The following is a 20,689-nucleotide window of genomic DNA, read 5'->3' on the forward strand; positions in this document are numbered from 1 at the left end:
GCAGCATTGAGCGACAATCGTGAAGGGCGCACCCGAAGCGCCCCTGATGCGCGACGAACGACGATGGGAGGAGCACAGCGTGGCGAAAGACGCAGCAGACGGCGTGTATTTCGGATTGATGTCGGGCACGAGCATGGACGGTGTCGACGGCATCGCGGTCGAGTTCGCGAAGGGCAAGGCGCCCGTCGTGCGGTCCCAGGCCTTCGTGGGTTTTTCGGAGGGGCTGCGCGACGCGCTGTTCGCCCTTCAGCAGCCCGGCGACAACGAAATCGAGCGCGAAGCGCTGGCCGCGAACGCGTTGGCCGCGCGCTACACAGTGTGTTGCCACGAACTGCTGCGCGCCGGCAACATGTCCGCCGCCGACGTCCGCGCGATCGGCGTGCACGGACAGACGGTGCGGCACCGGCCCGAAAAGGGCTACACGCGGCAGATCAACAATCCGTCGCTGCTGGCGGAGATGACACATATCGACGTGATCGCCGATTTCCGCAGCCGCGACGTCGCGGCGGGCGGCCAGGGCGCACCGCTCGTGCCCGCGTTCCACGCGACCGTTTTCGGCGCGCAGAATGAAACACGGGTGGTCTGCAATCTGGGCGGGATCAGTAATATCACGATCCTGTCGGCGAACGGTGCCGTGCGCGGCTTCGATTGCGGCCCGGCGAACGCGCTGCTCGACGAGTGGGCGCACCGGCATCTGCATAAGCCGTACGACGAGAACGGCCAGTTCGCGGCGACGGGCCAGGTGCATCGTCCGCTGCTGAATGCGTTTCTCGACGAGCCGTTTTTCGAGGCACAGCCGCCGAAAAGCACGGGCCGCGACCTGTTCAACTCGGAATGGCTCGACGCAAAGCTGCAAGAGTTCACCGACGTGAGCCCCGCTGACGTCCAGGCGACGCTGGTCGCGCTGACGGCCGTGACGGTCGCGCGCGAAATCGAGCGTCATGCGCCCGATTGCAACGCCGTGTATATCTGCGGCGGCGGCGCGCGCAATCCGGAAGTGCTGAAAGCGCTGGAGGGCGCGCTAGCCGAAAGCGGCTGCAGCGGCGTGCCCGTGCTGACGACGGATGCGCTTGGCGTGCCGCCACATCAGGTGGAGCCGCTGGCGTTTGCGTGGCTGGCGATGCGCTGCGTGGCGCGCGAGCCGGGAAATCTATCGTCGGTGACGGGCGCGGCCGGCGAGCGTGTGCTGGGCGCGATTTATCCGCGCTGATCGGCCATGTCCTATGGCACGCCAAAGCGCGGCGGAAAATGAAAAACGGGGCCGAGGCCCCGTTTCCTTTACAACTTACGCGAAGTACGGTGTCGATTACACCGAGAACGACGAACCGCAACCGCAGGTAGTCGTCGCGTTCGGGTTCTTGATGACAAACTGGGCGCCGTTGATGTCGTCCTTATAGTCGATCTCGGCGCCGACCAGATACTGATAGCTCATCGAGTCGATCAGCAACTGGACGCCGCTCTTGTTCATCACAGTGTCGTCTTCGTTGATCGCCTCGTCGAACGTAAAGCCGTACTGGAAGCCCGAGCAGCCGCCACCCTGCACGAACACGCGCAGTTTGAGGTCCGGGTTGCCTTCTTCGTCGATCAGTTGCTTGACCTTCTCCGCCGCTGCGTCGGTAAAGACGAACGGGGCCGGCATCTCGGTCACGGGGGTGTCGGTCACTGCGTTCATACGAACTCTCCAAAATGGCTTCTAGCCACTATTGTATTGCTGATCCCAATATCGTGCTAAAGCCCATGAAATCAATAGGTTCTTAGGCGGCGCGCAGCGTGGGCGAAAAAGCGTGAGCCGTGCCGTCGCACGGCTGCGAGCGATGTGAGTCATCCGCATGGCGAAAAAAAAGCCGCCTTCGCATGCGCGTTGGCGGCTTTTTGTCGCCAGGCTCTGCCCGAAAACAGAGCCGGCACGAAGCGATTAACGCTTCGAGAACTGCTTACGGCGACGTGCCTTGTGGAAACCGACCTTCTTACGCTCGACTTCACGTGCGTCACGCGTCACGAAGCCTGCGTTCGACAGAGCCGGCTTCAGCGTTGCGTCGTAGTCCATCAGCGCGCGGGTGATGCCGTGGCGAACTGCGCCTGCCTGACCCGTTTCACCACCGCCCGACACGTTGACCTTGATGTCGAACGTCGAAGCGTGGTTCGTCAGTTCCAGCGGCTGACGCACGATCATCAGCGAAGTTTCGCGCGAGAAGTACTCGGAGATGGGCTTGCCGTTGACGACGATGTCGCCCTTGCCCGCCTTGATGAAGACACGTGCAACGGCGCTCTTGCGGCGGCCCGTACCGTAATTCCAGTTACCGATCATGTGGGCTCCCCTTAGATCTCGAGCGCCTTCGGCTGTTGTGCCGAGTGCGGATGCGTTGCGTCTGCGTAGACCTTCAGCTTCTTGATCATCGCGTAGCCGAGCGGGCCCTTCGGCAGCATGCCTTTGACCGCCTTCTCAAGCGCGCGGCCCGGGAAGCGTTCCTGCATCTTGCCGAACGTCGTTTCATAGATACCGCCCGGGTAGCCCGAGTGGCGATAGTACTTCTTGTCCGTGGTCTTGTTGCCCGTGACCTTCAGCTTGCCGGCGTTGATAACGATGATGAAATCACCGGTGTCGACGTGCGGGGTGAACTCAGGCTTGTGCTTGCCGCGAAGACGGTGTGCCACTTCGCTGGCGACACGGCCGAGAACTTTATCCGTCGCGTCAATCACGTACCATTCGCGCGTCACCTCATGGGCTTTTGCGGAAAACGTCTTCATGATCGATCCAAAAAATAGTGCTGCGCCCTGTGTTTTTTCCTGCTTGTAAGTGCGCATCGAGGCGCGTGCAGGCTCTCCCTGTTCTTCCTCCGCGGGCACGAATGCGGAAAAGCTATGAATTATAAAGGAATTTGCCGCGATGAGTCAAAGCATCCGAAGCAACCGGGAAACTGGGGACGAAAAAAAGCCCGAACTAGTGATTCGGGCTTAATCCACCTTAGGAGGAGGGTGGAGGAGACATGCGGAGGTTGCCGAACTGCGACAACCAATGGGCAGATTATATGACCAACGCTTGTGCGATGCAAGAGCATTTGCAATGTGAAATTCGATTTCATGATTTGGAATTCATGCGACGATGCATGCGCCCCAAATAAATTCTTCCGAAACAGTCAGTTAGCGATCAACATTGGGAAACGCTGTCAAACACAACTAGAACGGATCGCCTAATTTCGTCCGTGCTATCCCTTACGGGCACAGAATGGCGCAGTGCAGCAAACACCCTCCATCCGGCATAAGCTGCTGCCGATGTCGCTCCGGGCGAGCCATCATCCGTAGGGCTACAATGATGCGTTTCTCATTCAAGGCAAGCGAGCCGGAGTACACGCATGGAATGCAAAGTCAGCTGGATGGGTCAGGACGGCATGGCATTCGCCGCCGAAACGGGCAGCGGCCACCTCGTCGCCATGGACGGCGCGCCGGAAGGCGGGGGCCGCAATCTGGCGCCGCGCCCGATGGAAATGGTGCTGCTCGGCACGGGCGGCTGCACGGCGTACGACGTCGTGATGATCCTGAAGAAGAGCCGCCAGGAAATCATTGGCTGCTCGGTCACACTGAAAGCCGAGCGCGCCAGCGAAGACCCGAAGGTCTTCACCAAGGTCCACTTCCATTTCACGGTGACGGGCAAGAACCTGAATCCGGCCACCGTCGAACGCGCGATCAACCTGTCGCACGACAAATACTGCTCGGCGTCGATTATGATCGCGAAGACGGCCGAACTGTCGCATTCGTTCGATATCGTCGCGGCCTGAGTCCGAGTCCACGGCTGGACGTACCGAAGCAACGCGCACAAAGAAAAATGCCGGCGTCCCAACGGACGCCGGCATTTGTCATTTAAGCGGCAAAGCAGGCCGATAAGCCGGATTCTGTGCACGCGACGCGCCCGAAGACGCCTCACGCGTGGCAGCCATTCCTCTAGGCGCGTCATTGCTGACGCGCTCAAGCTTCCTACCCGCAGACGAGACGGGGGCCCCGTCCTGCATCGCGAAGATGCGCGCCTGCCTACTTGGAATTGCTCCGGGTGGAGGTTACCGTGCCGGTCTGCGTCGCCGCAGCCGCGGTGCGCTCTTACCGCACCGTTTCACCCTTGCCTGATCCCGGCTTGCGCCGGGCCATCGGCGGTTTGCTTTCTGTTGCCCTGTTCCGCGTGTCGCCACGGATGGCCGTTAGCCATCACCCTGCCCTGTGGAGTCCGGACTTTCCTCGCCCTCGCCGGCCGGAACCGTCGAGGCCGCGACTGCCTGACCTGCTTTGCAACCACACATTTTACCATCCGGCGCCACACTGGACCGCCTTCCACTGCGAAACACGGCGGCATCCTCATAGAACGACGGCTTTTCGTTCTCCGCCCACCAGCCTGGAATGCCGAGCACCGGGAGCGGCGAAAACATCTTGCCGCCGAATTCGCTGCCTTCGATCAGCGCACGGGCGACGTTCTCGTCCAGAAACGCATCGCGGGCAGCGCGCGTCCACGAGAAATACGCCAAAGGCACGTCGACGATCCACGCATGCCCCGTGCAGGCTTTGTACGGCGTGACGAGCTTTTCCAGCAGCGCATGCCCGAAAAAGCGCACCTCGCAGCGCTCGCCCCACGCCGCGCGGTTGTCGATGAACAGCGTTTTCCAGTCGAACGACCGCAACGCGGTGCTCAGCTCGCGCTCGGCGCAAGCGAACAGCACAGCGTTCTCGTCGAACAGCGTCAGCGTATCGCGCATGCCGCCGCGCGTCGGGCCAACACCGAGCGCATCGACGGCCGCCGATCCGCGCGCGCTCAGCGCGGCCTTGATGCGCGGGTACTGGAACCACATCAGCGCGTTGAAAAAATCGTGCAGATTGTGGCGCGTGGGCACGCAGCCTGTCGCCGCGATATGTGCTTCGTAAGCCGTGTCGGGAGGCAAATCCCCTTGCGGGATGAACGCGAGGCGCTTTCCGCGCCCGGTAGTCTGTGCTGCCGACGCGGCGTCGGCGTTCATCTCCCGCAGCTGGTCCGCCGCACTGCGCAGCGCGGCCTGTTGCCAGCGCATGCCGCGCGCCGCGACCTGCGCGAACCACGGCCGCGACCAGTCGATATCCGCGAAACCCGGCGCGGCGCGTTTCAGCGCGCCGCCCGGCGCAACGACATCACGCGACATCCCGTCAGCCAGCCGTCAAATGAACCGTCAAACGAGCCGCCAGCCGATCGCCTCGCCGCCACGCAACGGCACGACGGGCGTATCGCCGGCAGCGACTTCCGACGGCAGCGTCCACTGTTCGCGGCGCAGCGTCACCTTTTCCTCGCTGCGCGGCAGACGGTAGAAATCCGCGCCGTGGAAGCTGGCAAAGCCTTCAAGTTTGTCGAGCGCTCCCGCCTTGTCGAAGGCTTCTGCGTACAGCTCGAGCGCGTGCAGCGCCGTATAGCAGCCCGCGCAGCCGCACGCATGCTCTTTCAGGCCCTTCGGATGCGGCGCGCTGTCCGTGCCGAGGAAATAGCGCGGATTACCCGACGTCGCCGCCTCGACGAGCGCCACGCGATGCGTTTCGCGCTTGAGCACAGGCAGACAGTAGTAATGCGGGCGAATTCCGCCCTGGAAAATCGCATTGCGGTTGTACAGCAGGTGATGCGCGGTGATCGTCGCGCCGAGCAGTTCGGGCGGCGCGCCCGCATCGCGGATGTACTCGACGGCATCCTTGGTCGTGATGTGCTCGAACACGACCTTCAGAGCGGGGAAATCGCGGCGCAGCGGCGTCATCACCCGATCGATGAACACCTTTTCGCGATCGAACAGGTCGATCGACGAATCCGTCACTTCGCCGTGCACGAGCAGCGGCATGCCGACTTCCTGCATCATATCGAGCGTCTTCGCGCATTTGCGGATGTCCGTGACGCCTGCGTCCGAATTCGTCGTCGCGCCTGCCGGATACAGCTTCATGCCATGCGCGAAACCGCTTTCGCGAGCGCGGCGGATTTCCTCGGGCGGCGTGTTGTCGGTCAGATATAGCGTCATCAGCGGCTCGAACTTCATGCCCGCCGGAATCGCCGCGACGATGCGCTCGCGATAGGCGCGCGCCATCTCCGTCGTCGTGACGGGCGGCTTCAGGTTCGGCATGATGATCGCGCGGCCGAACTGGCGCGCGGTATGCGGCAGGACGGCGGCGAGCATCGCGCCGTCGCGAACGTGCAGATGCCAGTCATCAGGACGGGCGAGCGTGAGGATATCGACGGAAGCAGCGGTAGATGCGGTCATGGCGGTGAGTCACGAGCGGCCGGTGCGGCAAACAACGACTGACGGCAGAAAATGGCGAGGTCTTTGCACAAATGCAGCCAAAACACTCGTCAATTTTGCGTTTTGCCGTTTCTGGCTCGGTGATATGCTTGGAAAATCATCATTGTAACGGGTTGGCTCATCCGGGCTCATACCCCGTTCATAAGGCTCGTCTTTCGCATCATGTGCCAACTACTCGGAATGAATTGCGCCGCGCCGACGGACGTCACGTTCTCGTTTACCGGCTTCGCAGCGCGCGGCGGCGTCACCGACCACCACTCCGACGGCTGGGGCATCGCCTTCTTCGAGGACAAGGCCTGCCGCCTCTTTATCGATCATCAGTCGTCGGCCACGTCGCCGATCGCCGAAATGGTCAAGCGCTATCCGATCAAGTCGAAAAACACGATCGCGCATATCCGCAAGGCGACGCAAGGGCATATCGTGCTGGAGAATTGCCACCCGTTCATGCGGGAGCTGTGGGGACGCCACTGGATCTTCGCGCACAACGGCGATCTGCAGAACTACAGCCCCGTGCTCTCGGGCGTCTATCAGCCCGTCGGCAGCACGGATAGCGAGCTCGCGTTCTGCTCGTTGGTGCAAGGCTTGCGCAAGGCGTTCCCCAGTTCGCAGCCGCCGCTCGACGAACTCTTTGGCGCGCTCGAATCGCTGACCCGCGAGATCACCCAGTTCGGCGTGTTCAACTTCCTGATGTCGAACGGCCAGGCGTTGTTCGCGCACTGCTCGACGCATCTGCATTACCTCGTTCGCAGCTGGCCGTTTTCGACGGCGCATCTCGTCGACGCAGACGTTTCAATCGACTTCGCCAAATACACGACGCCCGAAGACCGCGTCGCGGTCATCGCCACGCAACCGCTCACCGACAACGAAGTGTGGACCGCCTTCGAGCCCGGCGATCTGCTGATGTTCCGGCATGGCGAAGTCATTGCGCGCGCCAATGTGCCCGTGCCGCCCGCCGTACTGGAAAAGGCGCGCAATCCTGCCTGCGACCCGAGCGCGTCGGCGAGCATGCTGCCCGCCGCCACGGCGCTCGACCTCGAATCCGACGACGCCGCCGCGTACGAATCGTAATCGGCTGGCGTGCCGGGGGAGCGCGGCGTCTGTCGCTACTCGTTGCCCGCCTTGCCGCCGCAGCCGGCGCATCCTTGCTCGCCGACAGACTCTGCCGGCTGTGGCGTTTCTGCCGTGCAGATCAGCGAACGCAACACGGCTGGACAACTCAAGCCGCCCGTCGAGAGCTGCGCTGCCAGGTCCTTTCCGGCGGAATGCGGGCCGCAATCGCACAGCTTGCTACGGCAAACCTCCAGACTGGCAGCGAGCGCACTCGCGCTCAGCGCATCGGCGTAGTTGACAACGGGAATATCCAGAAAAAGCCGCCTCAACGGTGAGCCTTCCGTCATGACCACGCCGCCCTTCATCAGACGTTCCGCGATCTGAATGGCCTCCCTTTCCAGCGTCCGCATAAACGATTCGGACAATTGATCATTGAGAGCATGACGGGAAGCCCAAAGACTCGCCGACTCGAAGAATTGCTCCGCTGTCAGCCATTTCCCCTCCAATTGCATCGATACCAGCTCGTGAACGACCATGTCGCTCAGCAAGAACACTTTCATGGATTGTCTCTTGTCGATCGAAAACGAATGACGGCAACGTACGCCGCCTATCGTCATCGAATTTTTCGCCCCAAGCTTATGCTTAGATCAGCACTTCTTACATGAGACGATTCCGATTAACCAACATGACAATGCGCGATACCCCTAAAATTTAGGATAACAATTTAATAAACACAAAAACGAACTACCAAGCAATTGTAGATATATAAAAAAAGCCGCTTCCGGGGAAGCGGCTTTGCCTGCAATCGACGCTTAAACTTAGTGCAGAATTTTCGCGAGAAAATCCTTTGCGCGATCCGACTTCGGATTTGCGAAGAAGTCTTCCTTGCGGTCGTCTTCGACGATGAGGCCCTTGTCCATGAAGATCACGCGATGCGCGACCTTCTTGGCAAAACCCATTTCGTGCGTCACGCACATCATGGTCATGCCTTCCTGTGCGAGTTCGACCATCACGTCGAGCACTTCGTTGATCATCTCCGGGTCGAGCGCCGAAGTCGGTTCGTCGAACAGCATCGCGATCGGGTCCATCGACAGCGCCCGCGCAATCGCCACGCGCTGCTGCTGACCGCCCGACAGTTGCCCCGGATACTTGTCCGCATGCGCGCGCAAGCCGACGCGGTCGAGCAGCTTCATGCCCTTCGTGGTCGCTTCTTCCTTCGAGCGGCCGAGCACTTTGGTCTGCGCGAGCGTCAGGTTTTCGGTGATCGACAGATGCGGAAACAGCTCGAAGTGCTGGAACACCATGCCGACCTTCGAGCGCAGCTTCGACAGGTTCGTCTTCTTGTCGGTCAGCGACTGGCCGTTGATCACGATGTCGCCCTGCTGAAACGGCTCCAGGCCGTTCACGGTCTTGATGAGTGTCGACTTGCCCGAACCCGACGGGCCGCACACGACAACCACTTCACCCTTTTTCACTTCCGTCGTGCAGTCGGTCAGCACCTGGAATGGGCCGTACCACTTCGAGACATTCTTAATGGAGATCATCTTGCGACCTTTTTCTGAAGACTTTTGACGAGGGTCGACGCGACCACGCAGAACACGAAATAACACGCACCGGCGAACAGTACCATCTCGACGTTCGTGCCGTCACGATCACCAATATTCGTGGCCGTGCGGAAGAAGTCGGCGAGGCTGATCACGTAGACGAGCGACGTATCCTGAAAGAGCACAATGGCTTGCGTCAGTAGCAGAGGCACCATCGCGCGGAACGCCTGCGGCAGCACGACGAGGCGCATCGCCTGCGCGTAGTTCATGCCGAGCGCGAACGACGCATTCACCTGCCCGCGCGACACGGCCTGAATGCCCGCGCGGATGATTTCCGAGTAGTACGCGGCTTCGAACAGCGAGAACGCGACCATCGCCGAAGCAAGCCGGATGTCGATGTCCGCGGAAAGCCCCAGCACGTTTTGCAGCACCTGCGGCACGATCAGGAAGAACCACAGCAGAACCATCACGAGCGGGATCGAGCGGAAGAGCGTCACGTAGAGCTTCGCGAACCACTCGAGCGGCTTGAACGACGACAGCCGCATGATGGCGAGCAGCGTGCCCCACACGATGCCGATGACGATCGCGAGAATGGTGATCTTCAGCGTGACGACGGCACCTGTCCACAGTGTCGGCAGCGCGCCCGGAATGCCGCTCCAGTCGAAATGATGCATCACTTGCCTCCGATGTAGCCAGGCAGCCGGCTCTTGTGTTCGACGATACGCATCAGCGTCATCACGATCAGGTTGATCAGCAGATACGCCACGGTGACGGCGATGAACGATTCATACGTCTGCGCCGTGTAGTCGACGAGCTGGCGCGCCTGCGCGGACAGATCGAGCAGGCCGATGGTCGACGCGACGGCGGAGTTCTTGAAGATGTTCAGAAACTCGGACGTGAGCGGTGGCACGATGATCCGGTACGCGACGGGCAGCAGCACGTAGCGGTACGTCTGCCATTGCGTGAAGCCGAGCGCGAGACCCGCGCCGCGCTGGCCTCGCGGCAGCGCGTTGATGCCCGAGCGCACCTGCTCGCACACGCGTGCGGCCGTGAAGAGCCCGAGACAGATGATCGACGACGAGAAGAACTGCGTGCCCGGCGGCAGTTGCTTGAACCATGTGCCGATCGAAACGGGCAGCAGCTCGGGTATGACCAGATACCAGATGAAGAACTGCACGATCAGCGGGATGTTACGGAAGATGGCGACGTAGACAGTGCCGATCGCCGAGGCCGTTCTGTTCGGTACCGTGCGCAGCACGCCGAAGAACGACCCCACGATGAGCGCGATCACCCACGCGGAAAGCGAAACGGTGACCGTCACCCATAGGCCGGACAGCAGCCAGCCGAAATAGGTGGTCGGCTCGCCGGTGGAAACCGGACTTAGCAGAATGCCCCAGTTCCAGTGGTATGACATGACGAAGACTCCAACAAAAAAGAAACGGAAGAAGCGCCTGCCCCTTCCGTTCTGTTCAACACGTTGACTGATCAGCTAACGGTTGTTCGAGGGTTAGTCGATTGCCTTGTCGTTCGGTGCCTTGTACAGCGTCTTCATGTCGTCGCTTTCCGGGAAGGCCAGGTTCAGGCCCTTCGGCGGAATCGGCGATTCGAACCACTTCTTGTAGATCTGCGATGCCTCGCCCGACGTCTCGACCTTCGCGATCGCATCGTCGACGACCTTCTTGAACTCCGGATCGTTCTTGCGCAGCATGCAGCCGTACGCTTCATGCGATTGCGGCGTGCCGACGATCACGAAATCGCCCGGGTTGTTCGACTTCGCGCGCTCGCCCGCGAGCAGCGCATCGTCCATCATGAACGCAGCGGCACGGCCCGTCGACAGCGTCAGGAACGATTCCCCGTGATCCTTCGCGCTGATGATGTTCATGCCCATGTTCTTGTCCTGGTTCATCTTGCGAAGCAGGCGCTCGGACGTCGTGCCAGCCGTCGTCACCACCGTCTTGCCCTTCAGGTCCGCCCAGTCCTTGATGCCCGAATCCTTCTTCGTCATCAGGCGCGTGCCGATCACGAAGATCGTGTTCGAGAACGCGACCTGTTGCTGGCGCTCGGCGTTGTTGGTGGTCGAGCCGCATTCCAGATCGACGGTGCCGTTCTGCACCAGCGGAATGCGGTTTTGCGACGTGATCGGCGTCAGCTTGACCTTCAGGTTCGGCATGTTCAGCTTCTGCTTGACGGCGTCCACGACCTTCAGCGCGAACTCCTGCGAGTAGCCGACCACGTTCTGCTTGTCGTCATAGTACGAGAACGGAATCGACGATTCGCGGTGGCCCAGCGAAATCACACCCGTGTCCTTGATCTTCTTCAGCGTGCCGGCGTCCTGCGCTTGCGCGCCTACCGTGAACAAACCCAGAGTCGCGAGAACGAGCGCAGCTTTTTTAACCTTCATTTGTGATCTCCTTGGCAAGAACCGGCGCCAGTTTATATCAGTAATTATTCTGAAAGTATGGTTGTTAACCATGTTTCCGCGTGCAGTGTTGCATAAAGCCACCATTTGCGCGACACAGCGCCGGTATTGGCTTGCAGCGGCTCGACGCGATGATGCACGCGTCATTGGATACGTCGTTTTTGCCGGTCAGGTCCAACTCCTTCCGGCATCAACTGCACAAAAGCGGACGGCACCCGGAGATGCCGTCCGCCCGTTATTCTGCGCGAGTCCGTGGAATCGCACAGACAAAGACATGGGTGAAACGTTTGTTGCGAGGCGCCTGCCTCCATGACAGGCGCCGCGTCGGCCGGGTATCGGACAGGATACGGGCCGCGCCGCCGTATCAGGGATACAGGCCGCGCATTTCGCGCGCTTGCAGGATGCGCTTGCACGCGACGATGAACGCCGCCGTACGCACCGACACCTTCTGCTCGCTCGCCACCTGCCACACGGCTGCGAACGCTTCGCGCATCACGCGCTCAAGGCGCTCGTTGATCTCGTCTTCCGTCCAGAAGAAGCTCGAGAAGTCCTGCACCCACTCGAAGTACGACACCGTCACGCCGCCCGCATTCGCGACGACGTCGGGAATCACGAGGACGCCCTTGTCGTGCAGGATGTCGTCGGCGGCCGTCGTTGTCGGGCCGTTCGCGCCTTCGACGATGATCTTCGTGCGGATCTTGCCGGCGTTCTTTTCGGTGATCTGGTTTTCGAGCGCAGCCGGAATCAGGATGTCCGACTCGACCGTCCAGAAGTCGTCATCCGCGATCTTGTCCGCTTCCCGATAACCGCCGACGCCGCCGTGCTTCGCGACGTAATCGAGCAGCGCGACTGCGTCGATGCCCGATTCCTTGTACAGCGTGCCCGTGTGATCCTGCACGGCAACGACCTTTGCGCCCGCTTCCTGATACAGACGCGCCGCGATGCCGCCCACGTTGCCGAAGCCCTGCACGGCGATGCGCGCGCCTTCGACGTCCATGCCGATGCGGCGAGCCGCCTCGCAGCCGACGACGAACACGCCGCGGCCCGTCGCCTCGCGACGGCCGAGCGAGCCGCCGAGCGTGATCGGCTTGCCCGTCACGACGCCCGTCGACGTCTGGCCCTGGTTCATCGAGTACGTGTCCATCATCCACGCCATGATCTGCTCGTTCGTGTTCACGTCCGGCGCGGGGATGTCGGTGTTCGGTCCGATGATGATGCCGATCTCGCTCGTGTAGCGGCGCGTCACGCGCTCCAGCTCGCCGCGCGACAGCGTGCGCGGATCGACGCGGATACCGCCCTTCGCGCCGCCGTACGGCACGTTCACGGCCGCGTTCTTCACCGACATCCACGCGGACAGCGCCATCACTTCCGACAGCGTCACGTCCTGGTGATAACGCACGCCGCCCTTGCCCGGACCGCGCGATACGTTGTGCTGCACGCGATAGCCTTCGAAGTGCGCCACGGTGCCGTTATCGAGTTCGATGGGCACGTCGACGATGAGAATGCGCTTCGGGCGCTTCAGCGTTTCGAGCCAGCGCGACAGCGAGCCGAGATACGGCGCGACGCGATCGACTTGACGGAGATAGTTGCCCCAGGGGCCGAGATCGTCCTGATGAAGGTAGGACGGGATGGACTGCACATTTGCCGCGGTAGACATGAACGCTCCAGCGTTTTATCGGGTGACGCCATTGTCGAAAGAAAGCGCCGAACGGGTCCAATGCCGATTGTTCATCCGGTCATGTTTTTCTTGCATAACGCTGTGGAAAGCGCAAATGCGTGTCGCAAAGGTGTATTCGCGCGAGTTCCCACTTCAGCCTGGTATCGGCGAATTACTTCGAGCCTTGCGCGAGTTCGGCGCTCACCACGTCCCACAACGCGCGAACGAGCTGCTGGCGCGCGTCGTCGGCTTGCGCCGCGAGTTTGTCGCGATAGAGGCGGATTTCCATCGTCAGCGTGAGCTGGCCTTGCGCGACGCCGCGCGATGCGCGATCGAGGCGTAACAGGCGGCCATCGGCGACGGCATCCTCGACGGCGCTATGCGGCAGGAACGCGACGCCGTGTCCGGCGAGCGCCATCGCCTTCAGTCCTTCGGCCATGTCGGTCTCGTACACGCGATCGAGATAGAGACGCCCTGGCGCGGTCGCGAAGATCACCTCCGTCATGCGGCCCAGATACGCGTTCGGCGTGTAGGAGAGGTACGGCGTCGGCGCGTCGGGGGTGCCTGGCAGCGTGTAGCGCGGGCGGCCGCCTTTGCCCGGCGCGGAGAACGGACTGATCGATTCGATGCCGAGCGTCAGCATGTCGTAGCGTGCAGGATCGAGCGCGACAGGATGGCTCGGATGGTGATAGCCCATCACCAGATCGCAGCCGCCCTCGACCAGCGACAGCACGGCATCGTGCACGTTCAGCGCGCGCAGCCGCGTGTGGATCGAGCCGAGCTGCGCTTCGATGCGTTGCAGCCAGCTCGGAAAATACGTCAGAGACAGCGTATGCGGCACGGCGAACTCGATCGTCGCGGCGGGCGTCGCCGTGTGGCCGCGAAGCAGCGTGCGCGCCTCGTGGAACTGCGAGAGCATCGCCAGTGCCTGCTCGTAGAACACTTGGCCCGCCGCCGTAAGGCGCGTCGGGTAAACCGAACGATCGATCAGTTCGGTTCCGAGCCACGCTTCCAGTGCCTGAATGCGCCGCGAGAAGGCGGGCTGCGTGACATGCCGCAGCTCGGCCGAGCGGCTGAAGCTGCGCGTCTCCGCGAGCGAAACGAAGTCTTCGAGCCATTTCAGTTCCATAGCGACTCAGTGCCCCAGCAATGACAGAAAGCCCGCATTCTAGCGGCGTCGCGCGCGCAAGCGGGCAAGCGTAGGGCGAGCACGCGTCGAGCCATATGTCCTGAAGTGGTAAAATCCGCGGTTCTCCCCGCTGATATCCGTCACCCGATTCTTCATCGTTGCCGCCCCTCCCATCATGTCCGACACCCGCCCCGACACTCTCTTCGCGTTGACCGCCCTGTCCCCGCTCGACGGCCGTTACGCATCGAAAACCGAAGCCCTGCGCGACTGGCTCTCGGAAGCCGCATTCATGCGCCATCGCGTGACGGTCGAAATTCACTGGCTGATCGCGCTGTCGCACGCCGGTTTCGCCGAAGTGCCGCGCTTCTCCGAAGCGTCGGAGCAATTCCTGCTGCAACTGGTCGAGCGCTTCACCGCGCATGACGCCGCGCGCATCAAGGAAATCGAGCGCGTGACGAATCACGACGTGAAGGCCGTCGAGTACTGGCTGAAGGAATCGGTGAAGGGTCAGCCGGAACTGGAGCGCGCAAGCGAATTCATCCATTTCGCGTGCACGTCCGAGGACATCAACAACACGTCGCACGGCCTGATGCTCGCAGGCGCGCGTGAACACGTGATCTTGCCCGCGCTGCGCTCGGTGCATCAGCGTCTCGTCGCGCTCGCGCATGCGCAGGCCCATCAGCCGATGCTCTCGCGCACGCACGGCCAGCCCGCGAGTCCGACCACGCTCGGCAAGGAAATCGCGAACGTCGCGGCGCGTCTTTCCCGCGCAATCGATCGCATCGCGAAGGTCGAGCTGCTCGGCAAGATGAACGGCGCCGTCGGCAACTTCAATGCGCATCTGTCTGCGTATCCGGAGTTCGACTGGGAAGCGTTCTCGAAGCAAGTCGTCGAGCAGCGCCTGAAGCTGACGTTCAATCCGTACACAATCCAGATCGAGCCGCACGACTACATGGCCGAACTGTTCGATGCGGTTGCGCGCGCAAACACGATCCTGCTCGACCTCGACCGCGACGTGTGGGGCTACATCTCGCTGGGCTACTTCAAGCAGAGGACGAAGGCAGGCGAAATCGGCTCGTCGACGATGCCGCACAAGGTCAATCCCATCGACTTCGAAAACTCGGAAGGCAACCTCGGCCTCGCGAACGCGACGCTGCGCCATCTCGCCGACAAGCTGCCCGTTTCACGCTGGCAGCGCGACCTGACGGACTCGACGGTGCTGCGCAATATCGGCGTCGCATTCGGCTACGCGCTGCTTGCGTATGACGCGCTCAATCGCGGCCTCGACAAGCTCGAAGTGAACCCGCAGCGTCTGAACGAAGACCTCGATGCGACGTGGGAAGTGCTCGCCGAGCCGGTGCAGACGGTGATGCGCCGTTTCGGCATCGAGAACCCGTACGAGCAGCTGAAGGAACTGACGCGCGGCAAGGGCATCACGCGCGAGGCGCTGCAAACGTTCATCAACGGTCTGTCGATTCCTGCCGATGCGAAAGAACGTCTGCTGGCGATGACGCCCGCATCGTATATCGGCAAGGCAGCGGAACTGGCGAAGCGGATCAGCTGATCCGCCTGCTCGCCTGACGCATCGCCAGACGATGCGGATATGAAAAAGGCGCCTGCGAAGGCGCCTTTTTTTACGACTGCTGCAAGGGCAAACTCACGCGTTATCGCAGCTTGATCTTCGCGAGCGTCTCATCGACGATCTGCTCCGGCGTCAGCTCGATGCTCACCGTAATTGCTTCGTCCTCGCCCGGCTCTTCCAGCGTATCGAGCTGGCTTTGCAGCAGCGACGGATCGAAGAAATGCCCGGTGCGCGTCTGCAGACGCTGCGCCAGCAGCTCACGCGTGCCCTTCAGATACACGAAGCAGACATCCTTGTCGCCATCGCGCAGGATGTCCCGATACGAGCGCTTGAGCGACGAGCACGTGAATACGGCAGTCTCGTGCGCCTTTTGCTTTTCCTCGATTGCGGCACGGATCGTTCTGAGCCACGGCCAGCGGTCATCGTCCGTCAGCGGGATGCCGTGGTGCATCTTTTCCTTGTTGGCGGCGCTGTGAAACGTGTCGCCATCGGTGAAAGAGCAGTTGAGCCGCTCCGCCAGCAATTCGCCAATGCGGGTCTTGCCGGCGCCCGACACGCCCATCGCGATCAGAATCATTTGAAACTCCTTACAGGACCGCCGCCAATGCGAAGGTCAAGCCGAGGCCCATCAGCGAAATGATGGTTTCGCAGAGCGACCACGTCTTGAACGTCTGCCCCACCGTCATTCCGAAATACTCCTTGATCAGCCAGAAACCGCCGTCGTTGACGTGCGAGAAAATCAGCGAGCCCGAACCCGTTGCGAGCACGAGCAATTCCGGCTTCACCTGGACGCCGCTCGCGGCCGCGATCGGCGCGACGATTCCACAGGCCGTCGTCATCGCGACCGTCGCGGAACCCGTTGCGAGACGGATCAGCGCGGCAACGAACCAGCCGAACAGCAGCGGCGACAGATGCGCGGCCGTCGCCGTCGCGACGATCTCCTTCGAGATGCCGCTGTCCATCAGCACGCGTCCGAAACCGCCGCCCGCGCCGACGATCAGCGTAATGCCCGCGATCGGCGCAAGACAGTCGCCGCAGAACTTCTGGATCTGCTCGCGATTGAAGCCGCGGCTCGCGCCGAACGTCCAGAAGCTCACCAGCACCGAGATCAGCAACGCAACATCCGACGTACCGATGAACTTCAGCAGATCGTTCGGCGTCGTCTTCGGGGCGAACACGAGGTCCGCCCAGCTGCCGATCAGCATCAGGATCACGGGCAGCAAAACCGTGAAGAGCGTGATGCCGAAGCCCGGCAGATCGCGCGTGCCCGCCTCGTGCTCGACATCGACGAATTGCGCGGCGAGCGGATTGTTATTCGCCAGCTTGACCTGACGATGGATCAGCAGCGCAAACAGCGGGCCCGCCACGATGGCCGTCGGCACGCCGACGAGCAGACCGTATGCGATCGTGCGGCCGATATCGGCGTGATACGCCTGCACGGCGAGCAACGCGGCCGGGTGCGGCGGAATCAGACCGTGTACGACGGAGAGGCCCGCGACCATCGGCAGGCCGATCAGCAGCAGCGATTTGCCCGTGCGCTTCGCGACGTTGAAGGCAATCGGGATCAGCAGCACGAAGCCGACTTCGAAGAACACCGGCAAGCCGACGATGATCGCGACGAACATCATCGCCCAGTGGATGTTCTTCTCGCCGAACCAGTTGATCAGCGTTGTGGCGATGCGCTCGGCGCCGCCCGACTCGGCCATCATCTTGCCGAGCATCGTGCCGAGGCCGACAACGATCGCAATATGCCCCAGCGTGTTGCCGTTCCCCGTTTCGAACGACTTCACGATCGTGCCCGCCGGCATGCCGACAGCAAGACCCAGCAGCAGCGAAACGATGATGAGGACAAGGAACGGATAGACCTTGAAGCGCGTGATCATCAGGATCAGCACCGCAATGGCGATCACGGCGTATATCAGCAGCATGCTGCCGTGGACAGCTTCCATGAAGCTCCTCCTTTGCTTTGTTGGTTTGAGTTGCAAAGTGCTGCAGCACTCGCCCGCTTCCGGATGCTGAAAACGCCTTCAAAAGAGGCGTATTCGCGGACGCTGAATTTTACTGTCTGTCGACGTTCGTGGCGCGCGAAGTCCCGCGCAACAAACAAAAAGCCTCGCCGTTAAAGCCTTTCGAGGCTAAAACGGCGAGGCTGTGTCGAGCCTGTTGCGCGCTTCGTCAAAACGCGATGCTGCGAATCAATGCGCGGGCGCGGCCAGTTCGCTTGCAGCGTGTGCGAGGCGCGTGACTTCGTCCCAGTTCTGCGCGGCGAGCGCCGCCTTCGGCGTCAGCCACGAACCGCCGACGCACACGACGTTCGGCAGCGCGAGGAAGTTCGGCGCCGTTTCCGCCGTGATGCCGCCCGTCGGGCAGAACTTCAGCGTCGAGAACGGCCCGTAGAAGGCTTGCAGCATCGGCACGCCGCCCGCTTGCTGCGCGGGGAAGAACTTGACGATTTCATAGCCGAGTTCCAGCGCGACGATGATGTCGGTGGGCGTCATCACGCCGGGCAGCAGCGGCAGACCCGCATCCTGCGCGGCCTTGTGCATCTCTTTCGTGAGGCCCGGCGACACGCCGAACTGCGCGCCCGCCTTCTTCGCCTGCTCGCAGTGCTCGGGCTTCGTGATCGTGCCGACACCCACGACGATGTCTTCGGCGAGCTGGCTCGCGCGCTCGATCACCTTGATGCCGGCGGGCGTGCGCAGCGTGATTTCGAGCACCTTCACGCCGCCTGCGTGCAGCGCGCGCGAAACGTGTTCGCCCTGTTCGACGGTATCGAATGCGAGGACGGGAATCACCGGACCCAGGCGCACGATTTCGCTGACTGTTTTCGACGTCATCTTCAGACTCCTTATCGCTTCATTTCTGCATTGCGTGACTGGCTTCGCTCGCCACAGTGCTTGCCGCTTGGCCTGCGTTCTGCGCTGCGTGCGGCGCCTCGCCGACGAGCGGCCCGAACACCGACGCGCCCAGCTCCGCCGGCGCAGCCGCCGAGCGGAACACACCGAACAGCTCGCGACCGAAGCCCACTTCGTTTTCCGCCTGATGCTGCGACACGGCAATCGGGCGCGCAGCCCATTGCGCGTCGTCGATTTCGACATCCAGCACGCCAGCTTCCGCGTCGATGACGATCGTATCGCCCGTGCGCACCTTGCCGAGCGGGCCTTGCAGCAGCGCTTCCGGCGACACGTGAATGACGGCGGGCACCTTGCCCGATGCCCCCGACATACGGCCATCGGTCACGAGCGCGACGTGGAAACCTTGATCCTGCAACACGCCGAGCAGCGGCGTCAAACGATGCAGCTCGGGCATGCCGTTTGCACGCGCGCCCTGAAAGCGCACGACGGCGATGAAGTCGCGTTTCAGTTCGCCGTTGTCGAAGGCTTCCTGCACGGCTTCCTGCGAATCGAACACGATCGCGGGCGCCTTCACCGTGCGATGCTGCTTCGCGACGGCCGAAATCTTGATGACGCCGCGGCCGAGCTTGCCTTGCATCAGACGCAGACCGCCGTCCGGCTGGAACGGCTCGTTGATGGCGCGCAGCACCGCCGCGTCCTGGCTTTCCGTGACACCGGGCACCCAAGTCAGCTTGCCGTCGAGCAACTTCGGCTCTTCGGTGTAGCGCGCGAGCCCCTTGCCGGCGACGGTGTTCACATCGTCGTGCAGCAGGCCGCCTTCGAGCAGATTGCGGATCAGGAACGCCATGCCGCCCGCCGCGTGAAAGTGATTCACGTCGGCCTTGCCGTTCGGATAGACCTTGGCCAGCAGCGGCACCGACGCCGACAGCGTATCGAAATCGTCCCAGTCGATGATGATGCCCGCCGCCCGCGCGATCGCGACGAGGTGCAGCGTGTGATTAGTCGAACCGCCCGTCGCCAGCAAGCCGATGATGCCGTTGACGATCGCCTTCTCGTCGATCACGTGACCGATCGGCATGTACTGGCCGCGCTCGACGGTGAGGTCGAGCACGCGGCGCGCGGCTTGTGCGGTCAGCGCGTCGCGCAGCGGCGTATGCGGATGCACGAACGCCGAGCCCGGCAGATGCAGCCCCATGATTTCCATCAGCATCTGGTTGCTGTTGGCCGTGCCGTAGAACGTGCAGGTGCCGTGGCTGTGATACGCGGCGGCCTCGGATTCGAGCAGTGCGTCGCGGCCGCATTGGCCCGTTGCGAACTGCTGGCGCACTTTTGCCTTGTCGTCGTTCGAGAGGCCGCTCGTCATCGGGCCGGCGGGCACGAAGATGGTCGGCAGATGGCCGAACTGCAGCGCGCCGATCAGCAGGCCCGGCACGATCTTGTCGCACACGCCGAGGCACAGTGCCGCGTCGAACATGTTGTGCGTGAGCGCGACGGCCGTGCTCATCGCGATCACTTCGCGCGAGAACAGCGACAGTTCCATGCCCGCGTTGCCCTGCGTGATGCCGTCGCACATCGCGGGGACGCCGCCCGCGAACTGCGCGACGCCGCCGCTTTCGCGGGCGGCGGCCTTGATAATGTCGGGGAAATCCTTGTATGGCGCATGAGCCGAGAGCATCTCGTTGTACGACGAGACGATGCCGATATTCGGCTGGCGGATCTGCTTGATGACGAGCTTGTCGTTGCCCTCCAGACCGGCAAATCCATGCGCGAGGTTCGCGCAGGACAGCGCGCCGCGCGCCGGGAACTTGCCCTGCGCCTTGTCGATGCGCGACAGATAGGCGTCACGCGCAGGCTTGCTGCGCTCGATCACGCGCCTCGTGACTTTCATCAGTTGCGAATGCGGGGAAACCATCGATGCTCCTTCGTCGCTGGCTCGCGCGCACGCGCGCGTTGCGCCAGATTGATATCGCGGGGAACGGCATGGAACGCCGGCAATCGGGATATTAGTAGAAAAACTACATGCATACAATGTTGCAGTTGCTGAATCTGCAGTAGCATCGAATTCACGTATGAGCTTTATTTGTTGAGGCTTTCGCGAATTCATCGCTCAACGCCAGGGTAATCACCTACGGCTCAAATGTAGTTTTTGTACCCGATCCGTCTATC

General features: G+C 62.0%; 19 protein-coding genes, 1 other RNA gene and 1 pseudogene. 4 read left to right on the forward strand and 17 right to left on the reverse strand.

Going from position 1 to position 20,689, the window contains the following annotated elements; genetic code table 11:
* Positions 1-79: 79 nt before the first annotated feature.
* Positions 80-1,210 carry an anhydro-N-acetylmuramic acid kinase gene (locus tag GCT13_RS02785; RefSeq protein ID WP_321574154.1) on the forward strand — a complete coding sequence of 377 codons (1,131 nt, stop codon included), beginning with the start codon at positions 80-82 and terminating at the stop codon, positions 1,208-1,210.
* A gap of 96 nt (positions 1,211-1,306) precedes the next feature.
* Here GCT13_RS02785 and erpA read toward each other — a convergent pair whose 3' ends face one another.
* From erpA to rplM, 3 genes are all read right to left on the reverse strand, one after another.
* A complete protein-coding gene (gene erpA, locus GCT13_RS02790) occupies positions 1,307-1,672 on the reverse strand; it encodes an iron-sulfur cluster insertion protein ErpA (RefSeq protein ID WP_087739746.1) in 366 nt (121 codons plus the stop codon).
* Between the two features lie 243 nt (positions 1,673-1,915).
* Complete coding sequence (rpsI, locus tag GCT13_RS02795; protein WP_087739747.1) at positions 1,916-2,308, reverse strand: 30S ribosomal protein S9; 393 nt, start codon at positions 2,306-2,308, stop codon at positions 1,916-1,918.
* Between the two features lie 11 nt (positions 2,309-2,319).
* Positions 2,320-2,748, reverse strand: a complete 429-nt coding sequence (rplM, locus tag GCT13_RS02800; protein WP_087739748.1) for a 50S ribosomal protein L13 — start codon at positions 2,746-2,748, stop codon at positions 2,320-2,322.
* Positions 2,749-3,353: 605 nt separating this feature from the next.
* On the opposite strand from rplM, the gene GCT13_RS02805 reads away from it, so the two are divergent.
* Positions 3,354-3,776, forward strand: coding sequence for an OsmC family protein (locus GCT13_RS02805; protein WP_087739749.1), 423 nt, complete (start codon positions 3,354-3,356; stop codon positions 3,774-3,776).
* An 87-nt stretch (positions 3,777-3,863) separates the two neighbouring features.
* Here GCT13_RS02805 and rnpB read toward each other — a convergent pair.
* The 3 genes and pseudogenes from rnpB to pyrC all read right to left on the reverse strand — a co-directional run bounded on the left by rnpB (position 3,864) and on the right by pyrC (position 6,248).
* An RNA gene (rnpB, locus tag GCT13_RS02810) (RNase P RNA component class A) lies at positions 3,864-4,277 on the reverse strand.
* 99 nt (positions 4,278-4,376) lie between these two features.
* Positions 4,377-5,156, reverse strand: a pseudogene (locus tag GCT13_RS02815) (DUF3025 domain-containing protein); the annotation flags it as partial.
* A 27-nt stretch (positions 5,157-5,183) separates the two neighbouring features.
* Entirely contained in the window at positions 5,184-6,248 is a 1,065-nt protein-coding gene (gene pyrC / locus GCT13_RS02820) for a dihydroorotase (protein ID WP_152755250.1), read from the reverse strand.
* 201 nt (positions 6,249-6,449) lie between these two features.
* Between pyrC and GCT13_RS02825 the strand changes: the two genes are divergently transcribed.
* Positions 6,450-7,355: a class II glutamine amidotransferase gene (locus GCT13_RS02825; RefSeq protein ID WP_152755251.1), complete on the forward strand. Its 906-nt coding sequence runs from the start codon at positions 6,450-6,452 to the stop codon at positions 7,353-7,355.
* A 35-nt stretch (positions 7,356-7,390) separates the two neighbouring features.
* Here GCT13_RS02825 and GCT13_RS02830 read toward each other — a convergent pair whose 3' ends face one another.
* From GCT13_RS02830 to GCT13_RS02860, 7 genes are all read right to left on the reverse strand, one after another.
* Positions 7,391-7,897: a hypothetical protein gene (locus tag GCT13_RS02830; RefSeq protein ID WP_152755252.1), complete on the reverse strand. Its 507-nt coding sequence runs from the start codon at positions 7,895-7,897 to the stop codon at positions 7,391-7,393.
* A gap of 258 nt (positions 7,898-8,155) precedes the next feature.
* On the reverse strand, positions 8,156-8,881 hold the full coding sequence (locus GCT13_RS02835; protein WP_152755253.1) for an amino acid ABC transporter ATP-binding protein: 726 nt from the start codon (positions 8,879-8,881) through the stop codon (positions 8,156-8,158).
* Positions 8,878-9,555: a glutamate/aspartate ABC transporter permease GltK gene (gltK, locus tag GCT13_RS02840; RefSeq protein ID WP_152755254.1), complete on the reverse strand. Its 678-nt coding sequence runs from the start codon at positions 9,553-9,555 to the stop codon at positions 8,878-8,880. Before gltK ends, GCT13_RS02835 begins: the two co-directional genes overlap by 4 nt.
* Positions 9,555-10,295 carry an amino acid ABC transporter permease gene (locus GCT13_RS02845; RefSeq protein ID WP_152755255.1) on the reverse strand — a complete coding sequence of 247 codons (741 nt, stop codon included), beginning with the start codon at positions 10,293-10,295 and terminating at the stop codon, positions 9,555-9,557. Before GCT13_RS02845 ends, gltK begins: the two co-directional genes overlap by 1 nt.
* Before the next feature lie 93 nt (positions 10,296-10,388).
* Positions 10,389-11,282, reverse strand: a complete 894-nt coding sequence (locus tag GCT13_RS02850; protein WP_152755256.1) for a glutamate/aspartate ABC transporter substrate-binding protein — start codon at positions 11,280-11,282, stop codon at positions 10,389-10,391.
* A gap of 382 nt (positions 11,283-11,664) precedes the next feature.
* On the reverse strand, positions 11,665-12,957 hold the full coding sequence (locus tag GCT13_RS02855) for a Glu/Leu/Phe/Val family dehydrogenase (protein ID WP_152755257.1): 1,293 nt from the start codon (positions 12,955-12,957) through the stop codon (positions 11,665-11,667).
* A gap of 172 nt (positions 12,958-13,129) precedes the next feature.
* Positions 13,130-14,086: a LysR family transcriptional regulator gene (locus GCT13_RS02860; RefSeq protein WP_152755258.1), complete on the reverse strand. Its 957-nt coding sequence runs from the start codon at positions 14,084-14,086 to the stop codon at positions 13,130-13,132.
* Positions 14,087-14,261: 175 nt separating this feature from the next.
* Here GCT13_RS02860 and purB point away from each other — a divergent pair, with 175 nt between their 5' ends.
* Positions 14,262-15,650 carry an adenylosuccinate lyase gene (purB, locus tag GCT13_RS02865; protein ID WP_152755259.1) on the forward strand — a complete coding sequence of 463 codons (1,389 nt, stop codon included), beginning with the start codon at positions 14,262-14,264 and terminating at the stop codon, positions 15,648-15,650.
* 100 nt (positions 15,651-15,750) lie between these two features.
* Here purB and GCT13_RS02870 read toward each other — a convergent pair whose 3' ends face one another.
* The 4 genes from GCT13_RS02870 to edd form a co-directional block, all read right to left on the reverse strand.
* Positions 15,751-16,245: a gluconokinase gene (locus tag GCT13_RS02870; protein WP_152755260.1), complete on the reverse strand. Its 495-nt coding sequence runs from the start codon at positions 16,243-16,245 to the stop codon at positions 15,751-15,753.
* A gap of 10 nt (positions 16,246-16,255) precedes the next feature.
* Complete coding sequence (locus GCT13_RS02875) at positions 16,256-17,617, reverse strand: GntP family permease (protein WP_152755261.1); 1,362 nt, start codon at positions 17,615-17,617, stop codon at positions 16,256-16,258.
* A gap of 246 nt (positions 17,618-17,863) precedes the next feature.
* Positions 17,864-18,505 (reverse strand): bifunctional 4-hydroxy-2-oxoglutarate aldolase/2-dehydro-3-deoxy-phosphogluconate aldolase, encoded by a 642-nt coding sequence (gene eda / locus GCT13_RS02880; protein ID WP_152755262.1) that lies wholly within the window; start codon positions 18,503-18,505, stop codon positions 17,864-17,866.
* A gap of 19 nt (positions 18,506-18,524) precedes the next feature.
* Positions 18,525-20,435 carry a phosphogluconate dehydratase gene (edd, locus tag GCT13_RS02885; protein ID WP_152755263.1) on the reverse strand — a complete coding sequence of 637 codons (1,911 nt, stop codon included), beginning with the start codon at positions 20,433-20,435 and terminating at the stop codon, positions 18,525-18,527.
* Between the last annotated feature and the right edge of the window lie 254 nt (positions 20,436-20,689).

Source organism: Paraburkholderia franconis (assembly GCF_009362735.1).
Taxonomy (GTDB): domain Bacteria; phylum Pseudomonadota; class Gammaproteobacteria; order Burkholderiales; family Burkholderiaceae; genus Paraburkholderia; species Paraburkholderia franconis.

Bases quoted from the DNA above. Each gene is read 5' to 3' on its own strand.
- erpA (WP_087739746.1), bottom strand. From the start codon at position 1,672: ATGAACGCAGTGACCGACACCCCCGTGACCGAGATGCCGGCCCCGTTC.
- rpsI (WP_087739747.1), bottom strand. From the start codon at position 2,308: ATGATCGGTAACTGGAATTACGGTACGGGCCGCCGCAAGAGCGCCGTT.
- rplM (WP_087739748.1), bottom strand. From the start codon at position 2,748: ATGAAGACGTTTTCCGCAAAAGCCCATGAGGTGACGCGCGAATGGTAC.
- GCT13_RS02805 (WP_087739749.1), top strand. From the start codon at position 3,354: ATGGAATGCAAAGTCAGCTGGATGGGTCAGGACGGCATGGCATTCGCC.
- pyrC (WP_152755250.1), bottom strand. From the start codon at position 6,248: ATGACCGCATCTACCGCTGCTTCCGTCGATATCCTCACGCTCGCCCGT.
- GCT13_RS02825 (WP_152755251.1), top strand. From the start codon at position 6,450: ATGTGCCAACTACTCGGAATGAATTGCGCCGCGCCGACGGACGTCACG.
- GCT13_RS02830 (WP_152755252.1), bottom strand. From the start codon at position 7,897: ATGAAAGTGTTCTTGCTGAGCGACATGGTCGTTCACGAGCTGGTATCG.
- GCT13_RS02835 (WP_152755253.1), bottom strand. From the start codon at position 8,881: ATGATCTCCATTAAGAATGTCTCGAAGTGGTACGGCCCATTCCAGGTG.
- gltK (WP_152755254.1), bottom strand. From the start codon at position 9,555: ATGCATCATTTCGACTGGAGCGGCATTCCGGGCGCGCTGCCGACACTG.
- GCT13_RS02845 (WP_152755255.1), bottom strand. From the start codon at position 10,295: ATGTCATACCACTGGAACTGGGGCATTCTGCTAAGTCCGGTTTCCACC.
- GCT13_RS02850 (WP_152755256.1), bottom strand. From the start codon at position 11,282: ATGAAGGTTAAAAAAGCTGCGCTCGTTCTCGCGACTCTGGGTTTGTTC.
- GCT13_RS02855 (WP_152755257.1), bottom strand. From the start codon at position 12,957: ATGTCTACCGCGGCAAATGTGCAGTCCATCCCGTCCTACCTTCATCAG.
- GCT13_RS02860 (WP_152755258.1), bottom strand. From the start codon at position 14,086: ATGGAACTGAAATGGCTCGAAGACTTCGTTTCGCTCGCGGAGACGCGC.
- purB (WP_152755259.1), top strand. From the start codon at position 14,262: ATGTCCGACACCCGCCCCGACACTCTCTTCGCGTTGACCGCCCTGTCC.
- GCT13_RS02870 (WP_152755260.1), bottom strand. From the start codon at position 16,245: ATGATTCTGATCGCGATGGGCGTGTCGGGCGCCGGCAAGACCCGCATT.
- GCT13_RS02875 (WP_152755261.1), bottom strand. From the start codon at position 17,617: ATGGAAGCTGTCCACGGCAGCATGCTGCTGATATACGCCGTGATCGCC.
- eda (WP_152755262.1), bottom strand. From the start codon at position 18,505: ATGACGTCGAAAACAGTCAGCGAAATCGTGCGCCTGGGTCCGGTGATT.
- edd (WP_152755263.1), bottom strand. From the start codon at position 20,435: ATGGTTTCCCCGCATTCGCAACTGATGAAAGTCACGAGGCGCGTGATC.